Origin of the sequence: Methylobacter luteus IMV-B-3098, assembly GCF_000427625.1 — a bacterium.
Classification (GTDB): domain Bacteria; phylum Pseudomonadota; class Gammaproteobacteria; order Methylococcales; family Methylomonadaceae; genus Methylobacter; species Methylobacter luteus.
The window spans coordinates 3,182,167-3,199,354 of sequence record NZ_KE386569.1 but is presented as its reverse complement, the minus strand read 5'-3'; the positions used below and the strand labels follow the sequence as shown (position 1 = coordinate 3,199,354).

The window sequence follows — 17,188 nt, the reverse complement described above, 5'->3', positions numbered from 1 at the left end:
CATCCAGTAAAAGCACGACCCCAGGGCGTGACCGAATCGAGTATTAGCAGGAAATGCCTTTGTTTCGCGGCGACCGATCAAATCGTTCTAAATTTACAATTTATACAGTAAAACACTAAATCAGGCGGTTAGCACTCTCGCCAGGCGTTGATTGACTCGCAACCCAATCAACGCCTGGCAATACTTAGCAGCTGTTCCTCGTTTTGAGGCGTATATAAAGCGATGAAAGGTAAAATAATAAAAAACTTGGTAAGCTGTTTATTCGCGCTCTTCCCTTTGCACGAGCGCGCATTAGCGTCGGAACAACTGTCCTGTGACAGGGTCGCCGAAACCGATATTGTCGATCTGGATCTGTCGGAACTCGCCGAAGTGCCGGTTTTTTTATCCGCCAACCAAAAGGCGACCTGCACCGAGCAAGCCGCCGGCATTGTGACCGTGATCTCCGGCCAGGAAATCCGCAATATGGGCGCCAGGGACCTGATCGACGTACTGCAACTGGTACCCGGTTTCAGTTTCGGCGTTGACACGTCCAATGTCGTCGGCTTAGGGATTCGGGGCTTTCAGGCTCATGAAGGCAAGGTCGCGGTTTTCGTCGATGGCATCAATTTAAACGAACACCGCTTTGGAACGACTCAGTTCGGCAATCATTTTCCGGTCGAACAAATCGACCGCATCGAAATTATTCGCGGTCCCGGCTCCATCATCCACGGCAATTTCGCGGAGATGGGCGTGATCAACATTATCAGCAAAAGCGCCACGCAAATAGATGGAGTCAAAGTGAGCGGAGCATACGGACGTTTTGAACGCGGCGAAGCCCGCAAAAACACGGAACTTGTCGCCGGCAAAAAATGGGACGACTGGGAAGTCACGCTATCCGGCAAATACGGCGAGGCCCATCGGAGCGACCGGATCTATCGGGATGCGGCTGGGCAAAGCTTTGACATGTCCGACAGTAACGAACTGGAGTCAAGGATGATCAACCTGGGCGTTAAATACAAGGATGTTGACTTCCGTGTCCTCCTCGATGACTACAGTGTCGACAGCCGCGACGGTTTTGCAGACAGAATTTTTGCAGACGCCGAGGGTAATCCGAACCGCTACCTGACCAATCGATTTACGACTTACGCGGCCAATTTAAACTACCAGCATTCCTTTACCGAGGCCATTCAATTGGACCTCAACGCCCAATTTTCCCGTCAGAATCCCTGGGAGCGAACCCGAAAGTATTTTGATGGGGAATCGCCATTGTTGCGCGAACGCGTCTTCGTCGATTTTTACAAGTTCGACGCCAAAACCACATTCGCATCTGAGGAAGGCAACTATCTGGTGCTGGGCAATAGTTTCGCCTTTGATAAATTTGACATCCGCAAAAGCGAAGACGGAGGCCTGAACACACCTTTGCCGACCTTCAGCGATTACACCGCCTACGCCGAGGCCAGCTATGCTTTCCCCTGGGTAAACCTGCTGGCCGGACTGCGCTTCGATGCCTACAATGAATACGGCACCAACTTGGCCCCCCGTTTTGCGCTGACCAAGGATTTCGGCCGATTTCATTTCAAGGCGCTTTACAGCCAGGCTTTCCGCATACCGACCGGCGGCAATTATCAGAAAAACGAGGAATATAATCTTAACCCGCAAACGGCGGAGCAAATCAGCCAGGTCCAACCTGAGAAAACCCACACGGCCGAAATAGAATTCGGCTATGAAGTGCTCGATAACCTGGACTTGACCGTCAACCTGTTCGATATCCGCAGCAAAAACATCATCTTGTACCAGATAGATGACCAAAACAACGATTTTTATATCAATGCCGCCGGCCAGAATACTCAAGGCATCGAAACCGGATTGCGTTACAATGGCAAAGACTGGGGTTATCTGGAACTGGACTATTCCTTTTATCATGCGACCCGTAACACGGCGGACAAATATAAAATCCTGAATACCGGGGAAGCCCAGATCCACGACCAGCTCAATGTCGGCTTTCCGACTCACAAAGTGACGTTCAACGCCCATGCCAACATCACGCCGTCGTTTTCCGTTAATCCGAGCTTGATATTCATTAGCGACCGTTTCGGCTATACCGGCAATGCCCTCACCCATCATGATCCTGCCTGGATGGCCAATGTCTATTTCCGCTACCAGAACCTGCTGACCAGGGGACTGGAAGTCGGATTAGGCTTTTATGACATCTTTAATGAGCGATTCGAATACGTCCAGCCTTACAATGGCGGCCACCCTGCCCTGCCCGGCCCATCCCGGGAAATCATGCTGAAATTATCCTACCAATATTAATGATGCCTGCTTTTCCTGTCGTCCTCATGGATTGAAACGATAAAACCGATTATGCGCATGCTAAAGTTGATAACGAAGTCGGTTTTTGTATCGGCGCTGCTGTTGAGTCAAGGCTGGGCCATGGATCAACGGGAGCTGACGATTAAGGCGGCTTATCTTTTCAGATTATCGCTGTTTGTCGAATGGCCGCCTTCCAGTCTCAATCCGACCGGGTCGGAACCAATGCTTTTTTGCGTTGCCGGGGATCAAGGCATGCATGAATCCCTGAAAACGGTCCTGGCCGACAAATCCATCAATCGGCATAAAGTAGAGGTGACCGAGGTACAATTGCGGGATAATTTGTCCGCCTGCCATTTACTCTATCTTCCCAGACACCTCCAGGCAACGCAGGCCTTTCTGAAAGCGGTAGCCCTCTATCCGGTCCTGACCGTCGGCGAGTCCGAGGCATTTTATAGCCAGGGAGGTATGATATATCTTTACAATAAAGACAACAGAATTCGCTTCGCTATCAATGAACAGGCCGCTAAAAAGGCCGGTTTGGAATTAAGAGCCCAATTATTGCATTTAGCCGATCAGCCACCATCATGATTCACAACAAACGCTCCATCAAAAACCGGCTCTTCTTCATCATAGTGCTGACCAGCACTATCGTGCTTCTGATAGCGGGCCTGTTGTTCATAGCCTTTCGGACGGTGCAGTTGAAGCAGGACATGACCAGCAGCCTGACCATCCAGGCCGGCGTCATCGCAGATAACGCCCAGGCCATCATCGTGTTTGGCGATAAAGACGAGGCCAGTAACTCATTAGCCTCATTGAAATACGACCCCCAGGTAATCTATGCGCTATTGCTGAACGATGAAAAACAGGTTCTTGCCCACTATCGGCGCCCCGGCAGCAATTTACTGATCGAGCCTGGGACCGTTGACGAGCTTTTGACCGAACACTCGGTTTTTAGCGAGACCGAACACTATCTCGTCTATGCCCGCCCCATCTATTCGCAAGCCAATAAAATCGGCCATGTAATCCTGTACGCCGATTTTTCGCGTTATTGGAAACTGCTGACCCGCGCGGCTTTAGTGGTAGCCATCGTAATCGTCCTCGCGCTGTTTGTGGCCTTATTTTTATCTTATATCCTGCAAAAGCTTATCTCGAAACCGATCGAATCACTGGCCAACTTCGTCAGCACCGTTACAGAAGGGCAAAATTATGAATTGAGAACGGAGAATAAAAGCTATGTCGAAATCGAACAACTGGCGGCCGCCTTTAACCAGTTACTGGAGCAGATCCATCATGCGATCTCGGCGCGTGATCAGGCTCAACATCAATTGAGGACATACAGCTTTCAGCTGGAAGATCTGGTTTATCAACGGACCCGTCAACTGGAAGAAGCCAAAGAGGCGGCTGAAGCCTCATCCAGGGCCAAATCGGCATTCCTGGCCAATATGAGCCATGAGATCCGCACGCCGATGAACGCGATTGTCGTATTTACCAAATTGGCACTGAATGCGGCAGAATCCCCCCATCAACAGCAGCAACTGAAGCGGGCGCTTGAGTCGGCCGACCTGCTGCTGGCCTTGATCGACGACTTGCTCGACTTCTCGCGCATTGACGCCAATAAAATGGAACTGGACTATCAAAACTGCAATTTGTTTGAAATCCTGATCAGCATCAACCAAATGTTGACCGCCAAATTTGTAGAAAAAGGGCTTGAATTCATCATCGACGTCTCCGAAGCCGTGCCCCGATTTATCCAGACCGACTCACTACGTTTAAAACAGGTGCTGATCAATTTATTGACCAATGCGATAAAATTCACCGAAACGGGACAAGTCCGTTTATCCATTGCTATCAATACGTCCGGCCCTACGCCGCAAATGACATTCTGCATCAGCGATACCGGCATCGGCATGGACAGGGAAACCGTCGCCAGAATATTTGAAGTCTTCAGCCAAGCTGATGTATCGACCACGCGCAAATACGGCGGTACCGGACTCGGACTCAGCATTTCCAAAAAGCTGGTCGCCTTGATGGGAGGAAACCTGAGCGTTGATAGTCAACCCGGACAAGGCAGCCGATTTTCATTCTCGCTGCCGCTCAAATCAGCACTGCCCGACTACGATAAGGCTATTATCAGCCGATCTGCCTCGTCGATGCCGGCAGTCCTGATAGTCGAACCGCGCCAACAAAGCCGGGAACATTTGCTTGGACTGCTCCAATCATTAGGATGCAGCGTCGACAGTGTTGAAACCGGCATCGGAGCGCTGGCCCTGCTGGCGCAACGCCATTATCATCATTTATTGATAAACAGGGACCTGCAGGACGCCGATGCCTTTGACCTGGTGCGTCAAATCAGGGCCGAGCCCCAATTAGCGGGCGTTTCGATTTCACTGATGGACAGCCTGTTGGGCGAACAGGCCATTAAACAATTTTCCGAAACGGTGACCCCGGTCGGCTACCTGAAAACGCCTGTTTTCGATCGGGCACTGCTTTGTCAGCACCTGATGCAGAATCATCACGAGGCGGAACCGCAGGTACTGCCCCAATCCCGGCGTTCAGCCCAAACACATACATTATCCAGCGTGTTAATTGTCGATGACTATCATATTAACCGGCTGCTGATCATTGATATCCTTCAAGGCCAGGCGGAACGCTTTCTGGAAGCCGGCAATGGCCGCGAAGCACTGGAAATTCTGCGAAAAGAAAAGGTAGACCTGGTGCTAATGGATATTCAAATGCCGGAAATGGACGGCTTCGAGGCGACTCGACAGATTCGCCAGCAACTCCAGCTCACAGCTTTGCCGGTTATCGGCATGACCGCTTTTGCAGCCGAAAGCGATCGCCGTCAATGCTACCAGGCCGGCATGAACGACGTTTTGACAAAACCGATTGATATCGACCAATTAAAGAAAATGTTCAACCTGCTGAGCAAGGGACGACCAAAATTGGCAGCCGAGGACAATGCCTCCCCTCCCGTGCTCTCGACTTATCGCTTGTCCGGCATAGATGTTGAAAGCGGGCTGTCGCGGCTTAGTAACGATGAAGAAAAATACAAAAAGCTGCTCGTGCTGTTCTATAAAAGCTATCGGAGCAAGGAATCCTTATTGGAAGACTATCTGGAACAAAAAAACTGGGCCGCCGCCGAAGCCTGGCTGCACGCACTGAAAGGTGTTTGCGCCAATCTATCCATCTCCAGCGTCAATGACAGCTGTGCAAGACTTTATGAACAATTGAAGAATCGATCCGTTGACCAACAAGACCTGCAGCAATTCAAGCGCCACTTCACCGAAGTCATCCAGGATCTGCAGCAACTGGCTGAATCGGAGCCTTAAACCGTCCAAACCGCAACAGCGGCAACGAGCTACAGAACTCACAGGGATTCAGAGAATACACGCCCTGTATTCTCTGTAATCAATATGAAACAAACCGCAAAATTCTTCGTGCTCTTCGGAGTCAATCAGCCGTCCATGCCGGGTTTCCGCAAAGCGCCAGCCCAGCCTATGCATGAATCATTTGGATTAACGCCTTAGGCTTCCGTTGCAGAAGACCGCAATACTTTTGCGGCCTCGACCATATTGGCCAACGCTTTCCTGACTTCACCCCACTGCCGCGTTTTCAGGCCGCAATCCGGGTTGACCCATAGCTTCTCCGGACTGATTCTTTCGCCGGCAAGTTTCAGCAGCGAAACAATGTCTTCTGTCATCGGAATATTCGGGCTGTGAATATCGTAAACGCCTGGCCCTATGTCATTCGGATAATCGAAATCGATAAACGCATCCAGCAGTTCCATATTGGACCTGGACGTTTCGATGGTGATCACATCGGCATCCAGTCCGGCAATGGCATCAATGATGTCATTGAATTCCGCATAGCACATGTGCGTGTGAATTTGCGTGGCGTCCTGAACGCCGCTGGCGCTGATGCGGAAAGCCCTCCCCGCCCAATCCAGATACTCGGCCCACTGCGCCTGGCGCAGCGGCAATCCTTCCCGGAAGGCCGGCTCGTCGATCTGGATAATCGGGATGCCGGCTGCCTCAAGATCCCGCACTTCATCGCGCAAGGCCAGCGCCAGCTGGTAGGCGGTGGCTGAACGGGGCTGGTCATCGCGGACGAACGACCAGTTCAGTAGGGTGACCGGACCGGTCAGCATGCCTTTCATCGGTTTGCCGGTCTGGCTTTGGGCATAAGCGATCCAGCGCACAGTCATAGGGGCGGGCCGGCTGACGTCTCCGTAAATGATCGGCGGTTTGACGCAGCGCGTGCCGTAGGATTGCACCCAGCCATGGGCGGTGGTCAAAACACCGTCCAGCTGCTCGCCGAAATACTCCACCATGTCGTTGCGTTCCGGTTCGCCATGCACCAGCACATCAAGGCCCAGCTCCTCCTGCTCCCTGACGCAGTGCTCGATCTGCTGCTCCATCAGCTGGTTATAGTCTTGCTCACTGAGCAGGCCCTGCTTGAATTCATGGCGAACCTTGCGGATCTCCGGCGTTTGCGGGAATGATCCGATCGTCGTGGTCGGATAGCTGGGAAGCTTGAGCCTGATCTGCTGCTGTTGCCGCCTTACGGCAAAGCCGCTCTGCCTCCGGTCGATGTCTTCGCTCAGGGACGCAACCCGGGCCTGAACCGCCTGATTATGCCGCAAGCCGCTTTCCCGGCGAGAGCGGATCGCGGTTCTTGATTCCGATAATGCCGGCTCGGCGGCCGCCGTTCCTTCTTCGATAGCCCGGCGCAGCACTTCCAGTTCCGTGAGCTTTTGCCGGGCAAACGCCAGCCAGGGTTTAACCGTTTTATCCAACGCAGCCTCAAGCTCCAGATCAACAGGCACGTGCAATAGTGAACAGGAAGGCGCCAACCAGAGCTCTCCCTTGAACCGTTCCTGCACGCCGGCGACGGTCGCCAGTGCCGAATCCAGGTCGGTACGCCAGACATTGCGACCGTCAACCAGCCCCAGCGACAGCACTTTGTGACTGGCAAAATTGTCGAGGACGTGCGTCAATTGCCCGGAAGCTCTAACCAGATCGATATGAAGTCCCGCAACCGGCAGTTTGCAGGTCAACGAGGCATGTGCGTTCAGCTCGCCAAAATAAGTGGCCAACAAGATCTTGACCGTGCCGTTTTGCAGGCGATGATAGACGGTTTCAAAGGCGCTGCTCCAGGTGACGGGCAAATCCAGCACCAGAACAGGCTCATCAATTTGAATCCACTCCACGCCCTGCCCAGCCAGTCGCTGGATGATCTCCGCGTAAACCGGCAGCAAGCGATCCAGCAAGTCCAGCTTGTTAAAATCGGTTGCGGATTTTGCCAGCCATAGCCAGGTCAGCGGCCCCAGCAGCACCGGTTTCGGATTGTAGCCCAGCGCTTGCAGTTCGCGCGTCTCGTCGAATAACCGGGTGCCGGACAAAGCAAACTCCTGATTCGGCTCCACTTCCGGGACCAGATAGTGATAATTGGTATCGAACCACTTGGTCATTTCACAGGCCCGATAGGCCTGCCCATCGGTGGCCCGGCCCCGCGCCATCCTGAAATAGGTGTCCAGACCGACCGGTTGCGTTGCCGGTCCGAAACGCTCAGGCACAACACCAAGCATGACGCTGGTATCCAGCACCTGGTCGTAGTAGGAAAAATCGCCGGCGGGGATAAAGTCCAGTCCGCTGCCGGCTTGCAGTCGCCAGTGGCGCTGCCGGATTTCGGCGGCAATCCCGTCCAGGGCTGGCTGATCGATTTCGCCCCGCCAGTAGCGTTCCAGGGCAAATTTCAGTTCGCGGTTTTCTCCCAGGCGGGGAAAACCCAGGTTATGAGTTTTTATCATTGTTATGGCTCTCGTCGTCTATTAAGGAACAAACGCATTGTAAGGTTTGCGTAACATGATAAATATTGATAGTTTCTCACTATTTCATGAGAAAAATTCATAAATGGAACTGATCCATCTGCGCATCCTGCTGGCGCTGAAACAAAGCGGCACCTTAAGCTCGGCCGCCGAACAGCTGCATTTAACCCAGTCGGCCCTGTCCCATCAAATGAAAAACCTGGAACAGCGCCTGGGCGTCATCCTGTGGCGGAAGCAGGGGCGCCTGCTGGTGCTGACCCAGGCGGGAAAATATCTTTCCGATGTCGCCGAATCGGTCATCGCCACCGTTGATTCCGCCGAACAGCACCTAGCCCTGCTGGGCGCCGGAAAAACCGGCAAACTGACTGTCGGCATTGACTGTCACGCCTGCTATGAATGGTTCCGCACCATTCTTCAGCCTTATCTGTTGGCTTGGCCGGAGCTGGCTGTCGAAGTCACCTCCCGTTACCGGTTCAACTCCTTTGAAGCCATCCGGCACTATAAGCTGGACGCGGTCCTGACCTCCGATCCCGCCTTTAACGGCGTGCTGCATTATCAGGCCCTGTTCGATTTTGAACTGGTGCTCATTGTTGCCAGCCAGCACCGGCTGGCCGGACGCGGCTTTATCGAGCCGTTGGACTTGCAACAGGAAACCATTCTGACTTATCCGGTTGACCGGGAACGCCTGGACATGTTCCGGAAAGTTCTGCAACCCGCCGGTATTGAGCCGCTGAACCACATCACCGTCGAGGAAACCGATATCATGCTGCAGCTGGCGGCCAGCCAGCGCGGCGTGTGTCTGCTGCCGGAATGGCTGCTGGCGGAAAAAGCCGACAAACTGTCGCTGGACAGCCTGCGCTTTAACGGCCTGCCGTTAACCAAGACCATGTATCTGGCAACCCGTCACGAAGACGTGCCATTGGAATACATTCAGGGATTGATCGAATTGGCGTCGAATAAGCCAGAGAAAACCGCTATGGGCGAGGATCTTTGATTCCTTCAGGCTCCCAAGCTCTACTACCTCGATTTGTCCAGATCGCACAATCGCGAAGCCGTCTGCAGCCGCAGAGTCAGGGCTTGCCTCTGCCATGAGCGGCCCCGGCCATCGCATCAACACCATGAGATGGCCGGAGACCTGAGTCCTTCTCATCCAGGGTGCAAGCTTTTGGAATATTTTCGCAACAATCAAACTAATATTGATTAAAATTACACCTTACCCTATTAACGAATGAACAAAAGATGAGTATTAAATCCAGTTTATTAAAAACAGCAATAAAATTAACGCCCAATATATTAATCATCTGGGTCTCAAACTTAGTCCTTAAGGGCATTGCAGAATTAACCAGGTTTAATTTTGATGTCGATGCTCGAAAAATCTACGTTCAAACGAGGCTCTATGGTGAAGAAGGTTCGATTGAGGTTTGTCTGGAAGATTTTGCTGTTTTTCACGATGGGGAATCCTATAGATTTATCATTCATCATGCAAAATCGGACCGTCCCTGGTTGAATAATTTATTGTCCCGGGTTATAGGAAAAGCCTGGAAAATTCCCGAGATACCCCAACTCACGGCTCAGCTTGAGGTTATAGCGGAGTTGTTTAAAACCAAACCGCCTGCACTGGAAAAGATTGATTGAGACCGTACTGGTTATGTCATGTTCCGTGGATTGGGCAAACTTGGACGCTGATTCATCATTAAGCAAGGAGCTATATAGCCGAGCTAATTGACTTCGACACAGAATGCCTTCGCCCGCGCCAATGGTGCGCAGCGGATCGTGAACCATTCGCCGCGCTCAATGCGGACCCGCGGGTCATGAAGTTCTTCCCGACCCTGCTCGATCGTAGCGCAAGCGATGCAATGGCAATTTGCAGGCTGGATTGATAAACCCAGCACTTCGAAATGTCCTATGCTGGGTTTAACGACCCAGCCCACCTGATCTTAGACGCTGAGTGTCATCAATAGCAATGGTCAAAATTATGAAAAGTGTTTGTGTGTACTGCGGCTCCAGCCCCGGCAGGCAAGAAGCGTATTCCGATGCCGCCCGCGACCTTGCCAGGTCGCTTGTCGATCGAAATATAAGGCTTGTCTACGGCGGCGCCAGTGTCGGCATCATGGGTCTGGTGGCAGACACAGTGCTGCAGCTCGGCGGCCAGGCCGTAGGGGTGATCCCCGAGGCGCTCGTGCGAAGGGAGGTCGCGCATAAGCACCTGACCGAACTGCACGTCACGCAATCCATGCATGAGCGTAAAATGCTGATGGCTGAACTTTCCGACGGCTTCATCGCGCTGCCCGGAGGAATAGGCACGCTTGAGGAACTCTTCGAAGTCTGGACCTGGGCGCAACTCGGATTGCACAAAAAACCCTGCGGTTTGCTGAATATAGCGGGTTATTTCGATGCACTGACCACGTTTCTGGATCATGCCGTAGCAGAACAGTTCGTCAAACAACCACATCATTCCATGTTGCTCGTTGAGCGTGATCCGGAGGCGCTGCTCGATCGATTCGGCAGTTACCAACCACCAGCCGTTACGAAGTGGGTGGAAGAGGATGAAACATGAAGGGTTGGCGCTTAACCGGAGTGCGACTATAACGCAGTTTTTTTAACTTTCCGGGCAACGTCCGGTTAGCTTTGCCTTATAAACAAAGAGGGAAATCGACATGATCAAGCAGGTTGGCAGGACCGTTATCAACCCGAAGCATTTGGCAACATGCCACTGCGGAGCTGTTGTGCTGGAGCTCGACCTGCCTGACGGTATCGTTGATCCTCGCCGATGCAACTGCTCGATCTGCCGGAGAAAAGGCGCGATAGTCGCCTCGGTTCCGCTTTCCGGCATCCGAATCATCAAGGGCCAGGAGGTGTTAAGGCTCTACCAGTTCAATACCATGACCGCGAAGCATTACTTCTGCTCTATCTGCGGCATTTATACCCATCATCAGCGACGGTCGAATCCCGAACAGTACGGCTATAACGTCGGCTGCCTGGAAGGCGTCAATCCGTTTGAAATTGAGAACGTGCCAATGAACGATGGCGTTAATCATCCGGCTGATCGTGGTGCTTCATAGCCTGACAGGTGCCCCAAACGCAGTGAAGCGCATCAATCACGATCGATGCGCTTCACTGACCTCTGCAGCATCCTGACAACTGGCACCTACTCGCGTTAATCGGAGCATTAAATCTATATCTCAAGATGACCAAGCAAAATGACAGATTAGCCGTCCGATTAAGTGTCGCCCATAAAAAAGCCGCTGTTTAAGCGGCTTTCTATTATTTAGCTCTTGCCAGAGTATTTGAAAATCATTCAAATGCTCCCGAATTTTTGGACAATAGGTCAAGAGCCACTGATAGAATTAACCTTGTCATTGACAAAAGTCACACTGGTATCTATGAATGATTCAGTACCCCACCCATATACTCCGACGCTAGTTCCACCTTGAGCAGTATGAGACATAAGAACCCCATGACAACCTAAAATTTCAACGACCTCATTATAGGTCATCCCTACCTGGAGCTTATTTGCTTGTGTTAAGTTGGTTTTACAGGTGGGAAATCTTCCCTCGGAGCAATAACTGGTTCCAGCTGCAAACTCTTTACAAGTTAAGTCAGTAACCGGCGGCTCTTCAGCGGAAAGAACACTAAGTGTTCCATCTGGATTTAACCCTAGTTTGACATTTTCATATTCAGCCTTGCCGTCAACCATCACCGATGGAATAGTTACGGTGTTAGAAGCGGGGTCATAAGTGGTGGTATTAGGGGAAGCCTTGGGGGCTTCAGTAGAGAGAATGCTGAATGTTCCAGCGGATTTTACCTTCAATTTGACATTGACAAACTCAATCTTACCGTTAACCGCCACCTCTGGAATAGTTACTGTGCCGGTAGCGGGATCATAAGTGGTGGCTGCCGCGTGGCCAATAGTTGTTACGAACAAAGCCGTTAAAAATACCTCTAGTTTTTTTGTTTTCATCGTCCTTTTTGCTCCCTGAATCCTAGTAGATCAGTTATGTGGTTTTTAAAAAACTTACGTATGATTACCAAGCCAAGAATGTCTGATATAATATAAATACTTGTATTATATGTGTTTTTTAAAATCAAACAATTTACATAGTGCCCGGCGCGATAAGACTACTATAAATGATCCGCTTAAACAATCCGTTAGCCCAATATACATGCTGCTGACCTTTTGAAAGTTTACTTCATCTGTGCCTTTTGAAAATGGCACGCAATGCTCCTCTGGGGAATTTGTATGGTTCTGTTGCATTGACAGAGTGAGCATTGGTTTAGTTAAACTATTTAACCGACAAGCCAAATATTGTTAGTGCAGTAAGCTGGGCTGATAAACCCGGCTTTTTGGAGCCGACCATGCAGGGTTCCCGCTAACGCTCCAATTCACCCCCATCGGCTGAACAAAGACACACTTCAGATGATTTCCGAGAGTGCCAGACCCGACAGACCATTTCATTTAACCGCGAACTGAGCGGAACTGAAACGAATCTTTACACAGGGCGACATACCCCCAGCCCGACTCTGTTTTCAGATTGCGTTTGCCGAATTGAATGACATACAATCCAATCCACGTTTAGCAACCTTCAAAATCCGATGATCGATTGGAACACCACTTATGCAGCCATCTGGCGCCAGCGCCAGGCCTATTTACGCCCCGTCAGGCAGACAGACCCGATCCGTCTGCAGCAGTTATTGGGGATTGATTCGCAAAAACAACAACTGATAACCAATACCGAACGCTTTTTGGCGGGGAAGCCGGCCAATAATGCCCTGCTCTGGGGTGCGCGCGGCACCGGCAAATCGTCCCTGGTGAAAGCCCTGCTGAATGACTATAAAGCCCAGGGTTTGCGCATCATCGAAGTGGATAAACAGGATCTTTTGTATCTGCCGGAAATCGTCGACGACATCCGTGAGCACGATCACCGCTTCATCATCTATTGCGATGACCTGTCTTTCGAAAGCGGCGACAGTCTCTACAAGCCGTTGAAAAGCGTGCTGGAAGGCTCCATCGAACTGCCGCCGGACAATGTGCTGTTTTACGCGACTTCGAATCGCCGGCATTTGTTGCCTGAGCATATGCGCGACAATCTGGAGACGCAACTGGTCAATGGCGAAGTGCATTATTCCGACGCCGTCGAAGAAAAAATCTCTCTCTCTGACCGGTTCGGTTTGCGGCTGGCCTTTTATCCCCAACAAACCCCGACCTATCTTGAGATTGTCGACAGCTACTTCACCGATTTCACCGGCGATCGCGAGACTTTACACAAGGCGGCGCTGGATTTTGCCCATCAGAATGCCTCTAAAAGCGGGCGTACCGCCAGGCAGTTTTTTAACGCCTATGGCCAATCCACAGCGATTGATAATTTTTGACCGGCGCCACTGCTTCTTGCCTGCACGCCACAGAGCCAGCCAGGATCAACCGGTCAGCTTCCCCTCTGTTTTCCTGCTTCGGCTACCGATTGTTGAAGTTCCCGGAGTATGGCCATCGTTTCCGCGTCAAAATCCAGGCTGAAAGCTTCGCTGATGTCTTGAAGAAGCTGTGAGTCGAACTCGTCTAAACTGGTCAACAGCGCATCCTTTTCATCCTCTGAAAAGGTGGCTTTTATCTGGGTAACAATTTCCTCGACGGCCAGTTTTTCAGGGTCGGGCGAAGAAGCCATGTCTCCGAGCTTATGCATCTGCGGCGCCAGCTTATCGACAATCTTTTGCCGATGCAGGGCCAGCTTATTCAGCAATGTCTTGAGTTGTTCATCATCGCAGGAATCACCGGTCCAGCGATAATGTTCGATCGATCTGAGGCTTGAGTTGATAACCGTATCAAGCGCAACCTGTTTTTCAGTTCTCAGCATTGCCAGCTTCCTCCTGTGTAGAATAATCGTCCGGCACATAGACCTGCAAACTGTTCGGATGCAGCTCGAAATAAGCGGGCGTCCGGGTAATGAATTCGCCATCGGCACATATGCTCAAGGTTCTGGAAGTATGTATCCTGATGGCCTCGCCGCTACGGAGCCAGACACCTTCGCGGCCTTTCAGCTCACCGCCCAGGATAACGACCCCATGACTGAGAAGACTCCAGAAACTTTGCGGTTCCAGACTAAAAATTCTCAGTTTATGGTCATCGACCGAGGCTTCGTTTGATAACGCCATCCCGCCCCCGTAAAACCGGCCGTTGGCAACGGTGATGTGAATGGAGCGCACGCTGAAGCCTTCTCCGTCGCAGACAATGTCCGCACGATAGGGGCGCATCGATTTAAATGCGTCAATCAGACTTCGGGCATAACTGAACCGCCCCCAGCGGGATTTAAGGTCACTGGTCAGGGTGCGGTTTACTTTGACGCCAAGCCCGATATGTGCGGCGTTTATAAACCAATGGTCATTCACTTTGCCCAGATCTATGGCATGCAGGCGACCGTTGGCGATTATCGCGGCGGCGTCTTCGATGGATTCGGGAATTTTCAACGTACGGGCCAGGTCATTGGCAGTGCCCATCGGCAAAATACCCAGAGCAAGGCCGCATTCCGAGAGCGCCCCCGCCGCGGAGCTCATGGTTCCATCACCGCCTGCCAGAATAACGGTATCGACTTTGTCACGATACTGCCGAATCAAGTCGTTAACATGAGAAGGATCTTCGGATTCCTGTTCAATCAGGTTAATGCCCGAATCTTTAAGAATCTCAACGGCGCCATTGAGCTCATTATCCGCTTTGCCGCTTTTTTTATTTGAAATAAAAAGCGCAGTTCGTTTAGTCATTCAAGCCATTCCGCCAGGGTAAATAATTACTGCAATGAGATCATTCCGGGAATCAGCAGAGTAGCGCCGCATCTAACTTGGCTGCGATACAATCATTAACCAAGTCAAATCGGCGCATGTACTGAATAGACAGTTCTTTTGCTAACTTGTTTAAGCAATTTAACAAATTCAATCCCTTTTAGGGGCGAATACAATCGAAAGAGGCATCGATCGCGAACGATGCATTCTTAACATCGACAGCATCCTATCAAGCCATGCTTCATAAAAGGCTGAATTGTTGTTTGGTAAGAATACCCGTAGGGCACAAGTGAATTCGCACCTATGGGGCTCAAGAACCGCAATGTTCGCAGCAAACGGGATTAAAAAAGCCCGTGCGTAACATCAGCCATTAACAAACCTGCAATCACCATAGCCACATTGCTTTGATTGCCTATGAAGAAAGGATAACTCTTTGTAAAACAGAAGCCATGGAAGTCAGCAGATATCTCTCTGGACGCTCCGCACATGGATCAGATGAGGTCGCGTATTGTATTATCCGCCCCCAGGTGCCTGCTCCACCGAGATCATTCACTGTCAATTGCAGTCCGAACGCCCCGGAAATTGAGTTGTCCCATAAGATGCTGTTCGCAATGCGCTTATGGGACTGGGATCGGTGTGGTGCATTCAATCTTTCTCGGTTTTCAAAATTTTCCCGCTGACATCCAGTTCAAGTTCAGTTTTCTTGTCGTCCGTCTCGATCTCCACTTCGTACCCGGTCACCGTGCTATCCGGCTTCATCATTTTTTCTACTTCCTTGATCTCTGCTTGTGGATAGTCTTTCTTGATAGCCTGAGCAACTGCTTCAGGCAGCGATTTGAGGTCAATTTCCTCTTCCTTCTGCAAAAGTGTGCCATCGGCGCTGTACAGAAGGTCGTATTCTTTATCGTTTTCCTTGTATTCCACCTCATAAGCCGCTTTGCCTTCAAACGTTTCTTCTTCGAACTTCGCGCCCTTGGCATTGGGGTAGGCTTTTTCAAAGGCAGCGATAATCGCTTTAGGTACCTGGTCTTTGCTCAAGTCATCTTCGCCGGCATTCACTTGACCGAATACCGCCCATAAAACGCCGAGAACTGCTGTCATTAGGTATTGGGTTTTCATAAATCCTCCGTTGGTTGTGGGTGAGTATTTTGACTAAGTTTCTTTAGCCGTGTTCCTACAGAGCGTCACGGAGGTCAAATAAGCCTCAACGATAAAAATTTCCGTTCATTTCTTTATACCGCTAAATCGTCGGTTTTATGAACTGGTAAATTGATTTTTTTATTATCGTTTGTTGATCAAGCATAGGCGGGCTTCGAGCTGAACAAGAAGTGCTGAAACCGGATTTTGACTGCCTCGAATACCGGTAATACAGGATTGATAATAAACGGTCGGTGTCGGATTTTATTTAATTTATCAAAAGCATTACCTCATTGGTTCACTGCCCGGATAATGTATTTTAAAAATGCGCATGAAATAACTTGGGCAATACCCCTTCACCCGGCCCTCTTCCGAAAAAAGAAGAGGCAGAATATTGAAGTCGCGATGAATGTCCCGCCCTGGCGGAGCTGGCTATACGCGGTGCAGGAAGGCAGCCGGTTCTTGATCTTTAAACCGGGTTTGTTAACGTTATTGACGAAGATTGCTGGAGACAAGACTGATGGGCATCAAAACAAAACTTATAGTAGGTTTCGTGTTACTTGAGATTACCGACTTTCTTCCATTGCCGACAACCACGATGGTAGCCGTTTATATTGTTTTAAAAAAACCTCTCTGGTTTAAGAACATGATAATGGAGCTTTATAGGGAGGAAGATCGGCCGGACAAGCCTGATTAGTCCCGGCATATAGCCTGCTCAGCGCAGTTTCTTTAGCCGAAACCTACTCTGAACTGCCTGCTGTCCGACGGCGCACCATCCCTGAAGGCGGGCTTGAACCGCCATTGCCGGACCGCTTCGAGCTCAGCCCGATCGAATATAGGCTGGCATCCATGACTCCGGTATTACTGACGGTGCCCGTAGGGATCACGGTAATTTCGAGCCGCACCCAGCCTTCGATGCTTCAGGCGCTCCCGAACACGCGGATCAAATGGAAGGTTTCGACGATACCGGTCACCGTGCCCAGCAAACCCGGCATCGGCGAAATACCGGAGACAATACGCGGAATAACAGAAAAGCGATTAATGCTGCGAGTGTAAACTTCATATCAATACTATGCCTTGCTCAAAAGGGCATAGCATTGATGAATTCAATTGAAAGGCATCGGGCAAATTTCCTGATACCTACGGGATAATTCCTTTTTCGCC

17 protein-coding genes are annotated in these 17,188 nt (G+C 50.9%); 9 read left to right on the top strand and 8 right to left on the bottom strand.

From position 1 onward, the window contains the following. Positions 1–222: 222 nt before the first annotated feature. From METLU_RS0116905 to METLU_RS0116895, 3 genes are read left to right on the top strand one after another with little or no spacing between them, the layout of a single operon-like run. A complete protein-coding gene (locus METLU_RS0116905) occupies positions 223–2,292 on the top strand; it encodes a TonB-dependent receptor plug domain-containing protein (protein WP_027159246.1) in 2,070 nt (689 codons plus the stop codon). Positions 2,293–2,349: 57 nt separating this feature from the next. Next, the gene (locus tag METLU_RS0116900; RefSeq protein WP_231383632.1) at positions 2,350–2,880 is read left to right on the top strand and encodes a YfiR family protein; all 531 of its coding nucleotides are present in this window, start codon (positions 2,350–2,352) and stop codon (positions 2,878–2,880) included. Continuing rightward, the gene (locus tag METLU_RS0116895; RefSeq protein ID WP_027159244.1) at positions 2,877–5,621 is read left to right on the top strand and encodes a response regulator; all 2,745 of its coding nucleotides are present in this window, start codon (positions 2,877–2,879) and stop codon (positions 5,619–5,621) included. Before METLU_RS0116900 ends, METLU_RS0116895 begins: the two co-directional genes overlap by 4 nt. Before the next feature lie 194 nt (positions 5,622–5,815). On the opposite strand, the gene metE is transcribed toward METLU_RS0116895, so the two are convergent. Then, positions 5,816–8,101, bottom strand: a complete 2,286-nt coding sequence (metE, locus tag METLU_RS0116885; protein ID WP_027159243.1) for a 5-methyltetrahydropteroyltriglutamate--homocysteine S-methyltransferase — start codon at positions 8,099–8,101, stop codon at positions 5,816–5,818. 103 nt (positions 8,102–8,204) lie between these two features. On the opposite strand from metE, the gene METLU_RS0116880 reads away from it, so the two are divergent. Beyond that, complete coding sequence (locus METLU_RS0116880; protein WP_027159242.1) at positions 8,205–9,113, top strand: LysR family transcriptional regulator; 909 nt, start codon at positions 8,205–8,207, stop codon at positions 9,111–9,113. Between the two features lie 245 nt (positions 9,114–9,358). After that, on the top strand, positions 9,359–9,754 hold the full coding sequence (locus METLU_RS0116875; RefSeq protein ID WP_027159241.1) for a hypothetical protein: 396 nt from the start codon (positions 9,359–9,361) through the stop codon (positions 9,752–9,754). An 83-nt stretch (positions 9,755–9,837) separates the two neighbouring features. Here METLU_RS0116875 and METLU_RS28045 read toward each other — a convergent pair whose 3' ends face one another. Next, on the bottom strand, positions 9,838–10,011 hold the full coding sequence (locus METLU_RS28045) for a hypothetical protein (protein WP_155920613.1): 174 nt from the start codon (positions 10,009–10,011) through the stop codon (positions 9,838–9,840). 83 nt (positions 10,012–10,094) lie between these two features. Between METLU_RS28045 and METLU_RS0116870 the strand changes: the two genes are divergently transcribed. Beyond that, complete coding sequence (locus tag METLU_RS0116870; RefSeq protein WP_027159240.1) at positions 10,095–10,676, top strand: LOG family protein; 582 nt, start codon at positions 10,095–10,097, stop codon at positions 10,674–10,676. Positions 10,677–10,776: 100 nt separating this feature from the next. After that, positions 10,777–11,181 carry a GFA family protein gene (locus METLU_RS0116865; RefSeq protein ID WP_027159239.1) on the top strand — a complete coding sequence of 135 codons (405 nt, stop codon included), beginning with the start codon at positions 10,777–10,779 and terminating at the stop codon, positions 11,179–11,181. A 266-nt stretch (positions 11,182–11,447) separates the two neighbouring features. Here METLU_RS0116865 and METLU_RS0116860 read toward each other — a convergent pair whose 3' ends face one another. Continuing rightward, on the bottom strand, positions 11,448–12,080 hold the full coding sequence (locus METLU_RS0116860; RefSeq protein WP_027159238.1) for a hypothetical protein: 633 nt from the start codon (positions 12,078–12,080) through the stop codon (positions 11,448–11,450). Positions 12,081–12,712: 632 nt separating this feature from the next. On the opposite strand from METLU_RS0116860, the gene METLU_RS0116855 reads away from it, so the two are divergent. Continuing rightward, a complete protein-coding gene (locus tag METLU_RS0116855) occupies positions 12,713–13,489 on the top strand; it encodes an ATP-binding protein (RefSeq protein WP_027159237.1) in 777 nt (258 codons plus the stop codon). A gap of 53 nt (positions 13,490–13,542) precedes the next feature. Here the strand turns inward: METLU_RS0116855 and METLU_RS0116850 are convergent, their stop codons facing one another. The 3 genes from METLU_RS0116850 to METLU_RS0116840 form a co-directional block, all read right to left on the bottom strand. Beyond that, the gene (locus tag METLU_RS0116850; protein ID WP_027160331.1) at positions 13,543–13,968 is read right to left on the bottom strand and encodes a DUF2383 domain-containing protein; all 426 of its coding nucleotides are present in this window, start codon (positions 13,966–13,968) and stop codon (positions 13,543–13,545) included. Then, a complete protein-coding gene (locus METLU_RS0116845; RefSeq protein WP_027159236.1) occupies positions 13,955–14,869 on the bottom strand; it encodes a lipid kinase in 915 nt (304 codons plus the stop codon). Before METLU_RS0116845 ends, METLU_RS0116850 begins: the two co-directional genes overlap by 14 nt. A 663-nt stretch (positions 14,870–15,532) precedes the next feature. Then, positions 15,533–16,006 (bottom strand): PepSY-like domain-containing protein, encoded by a 474-nt coding sequence (locus METLU_RS0116840; RefSeq protein WP_027159235.1) that lies wholly within the window; start codon positions 16,004–16,006, stop codon positions 15,533–15,535. A gap of 538 nt (positions 16,007–16,544) precedes the next feature. On the opposite strand from METLU_RS0116840, the gene METLU_RS28445 reads away from it, so the two are divergent. Continuing rightward, positions 16,545–16,721 (top strand): hypothetical protein, encoded by a 177-nt coding sequence (locus METLU_RS28445; RefSeq protein ID WP_196806556.1) that lies wholly within the window; start codon positions 16,545–16,547, stop codon positions 16,719–16,721. 32 nt (positions 16,722–16,753) lie between these two features. Here METLU_RS28445 and METLU_RS29210 read toward each other — a convergent pair whose 3' ends face one another. Further along, a complete protein-coding gene (locus METLU_RS29210; protein WP_407939116.1) occupies positions 16,754–16,861 on the bottom strand; it encodes an energy transducer TonB in 108 nt (35 codons plus the stop codon). Positions 16,862–16,944: 83 nt separating this feature from the next. Next, on the bottom strand, positions 16,945–17,019 hold the full coding sequence (locus tag METLU_RS28440; protein WP_081679242.1) for a hypothetical protein: 75 nt from the start codon (positions 17,017–17,019) through the stop codon (positions 16,945–16,947). Positions 17,020–17,188: the final 169 nt, after the last annotated feature.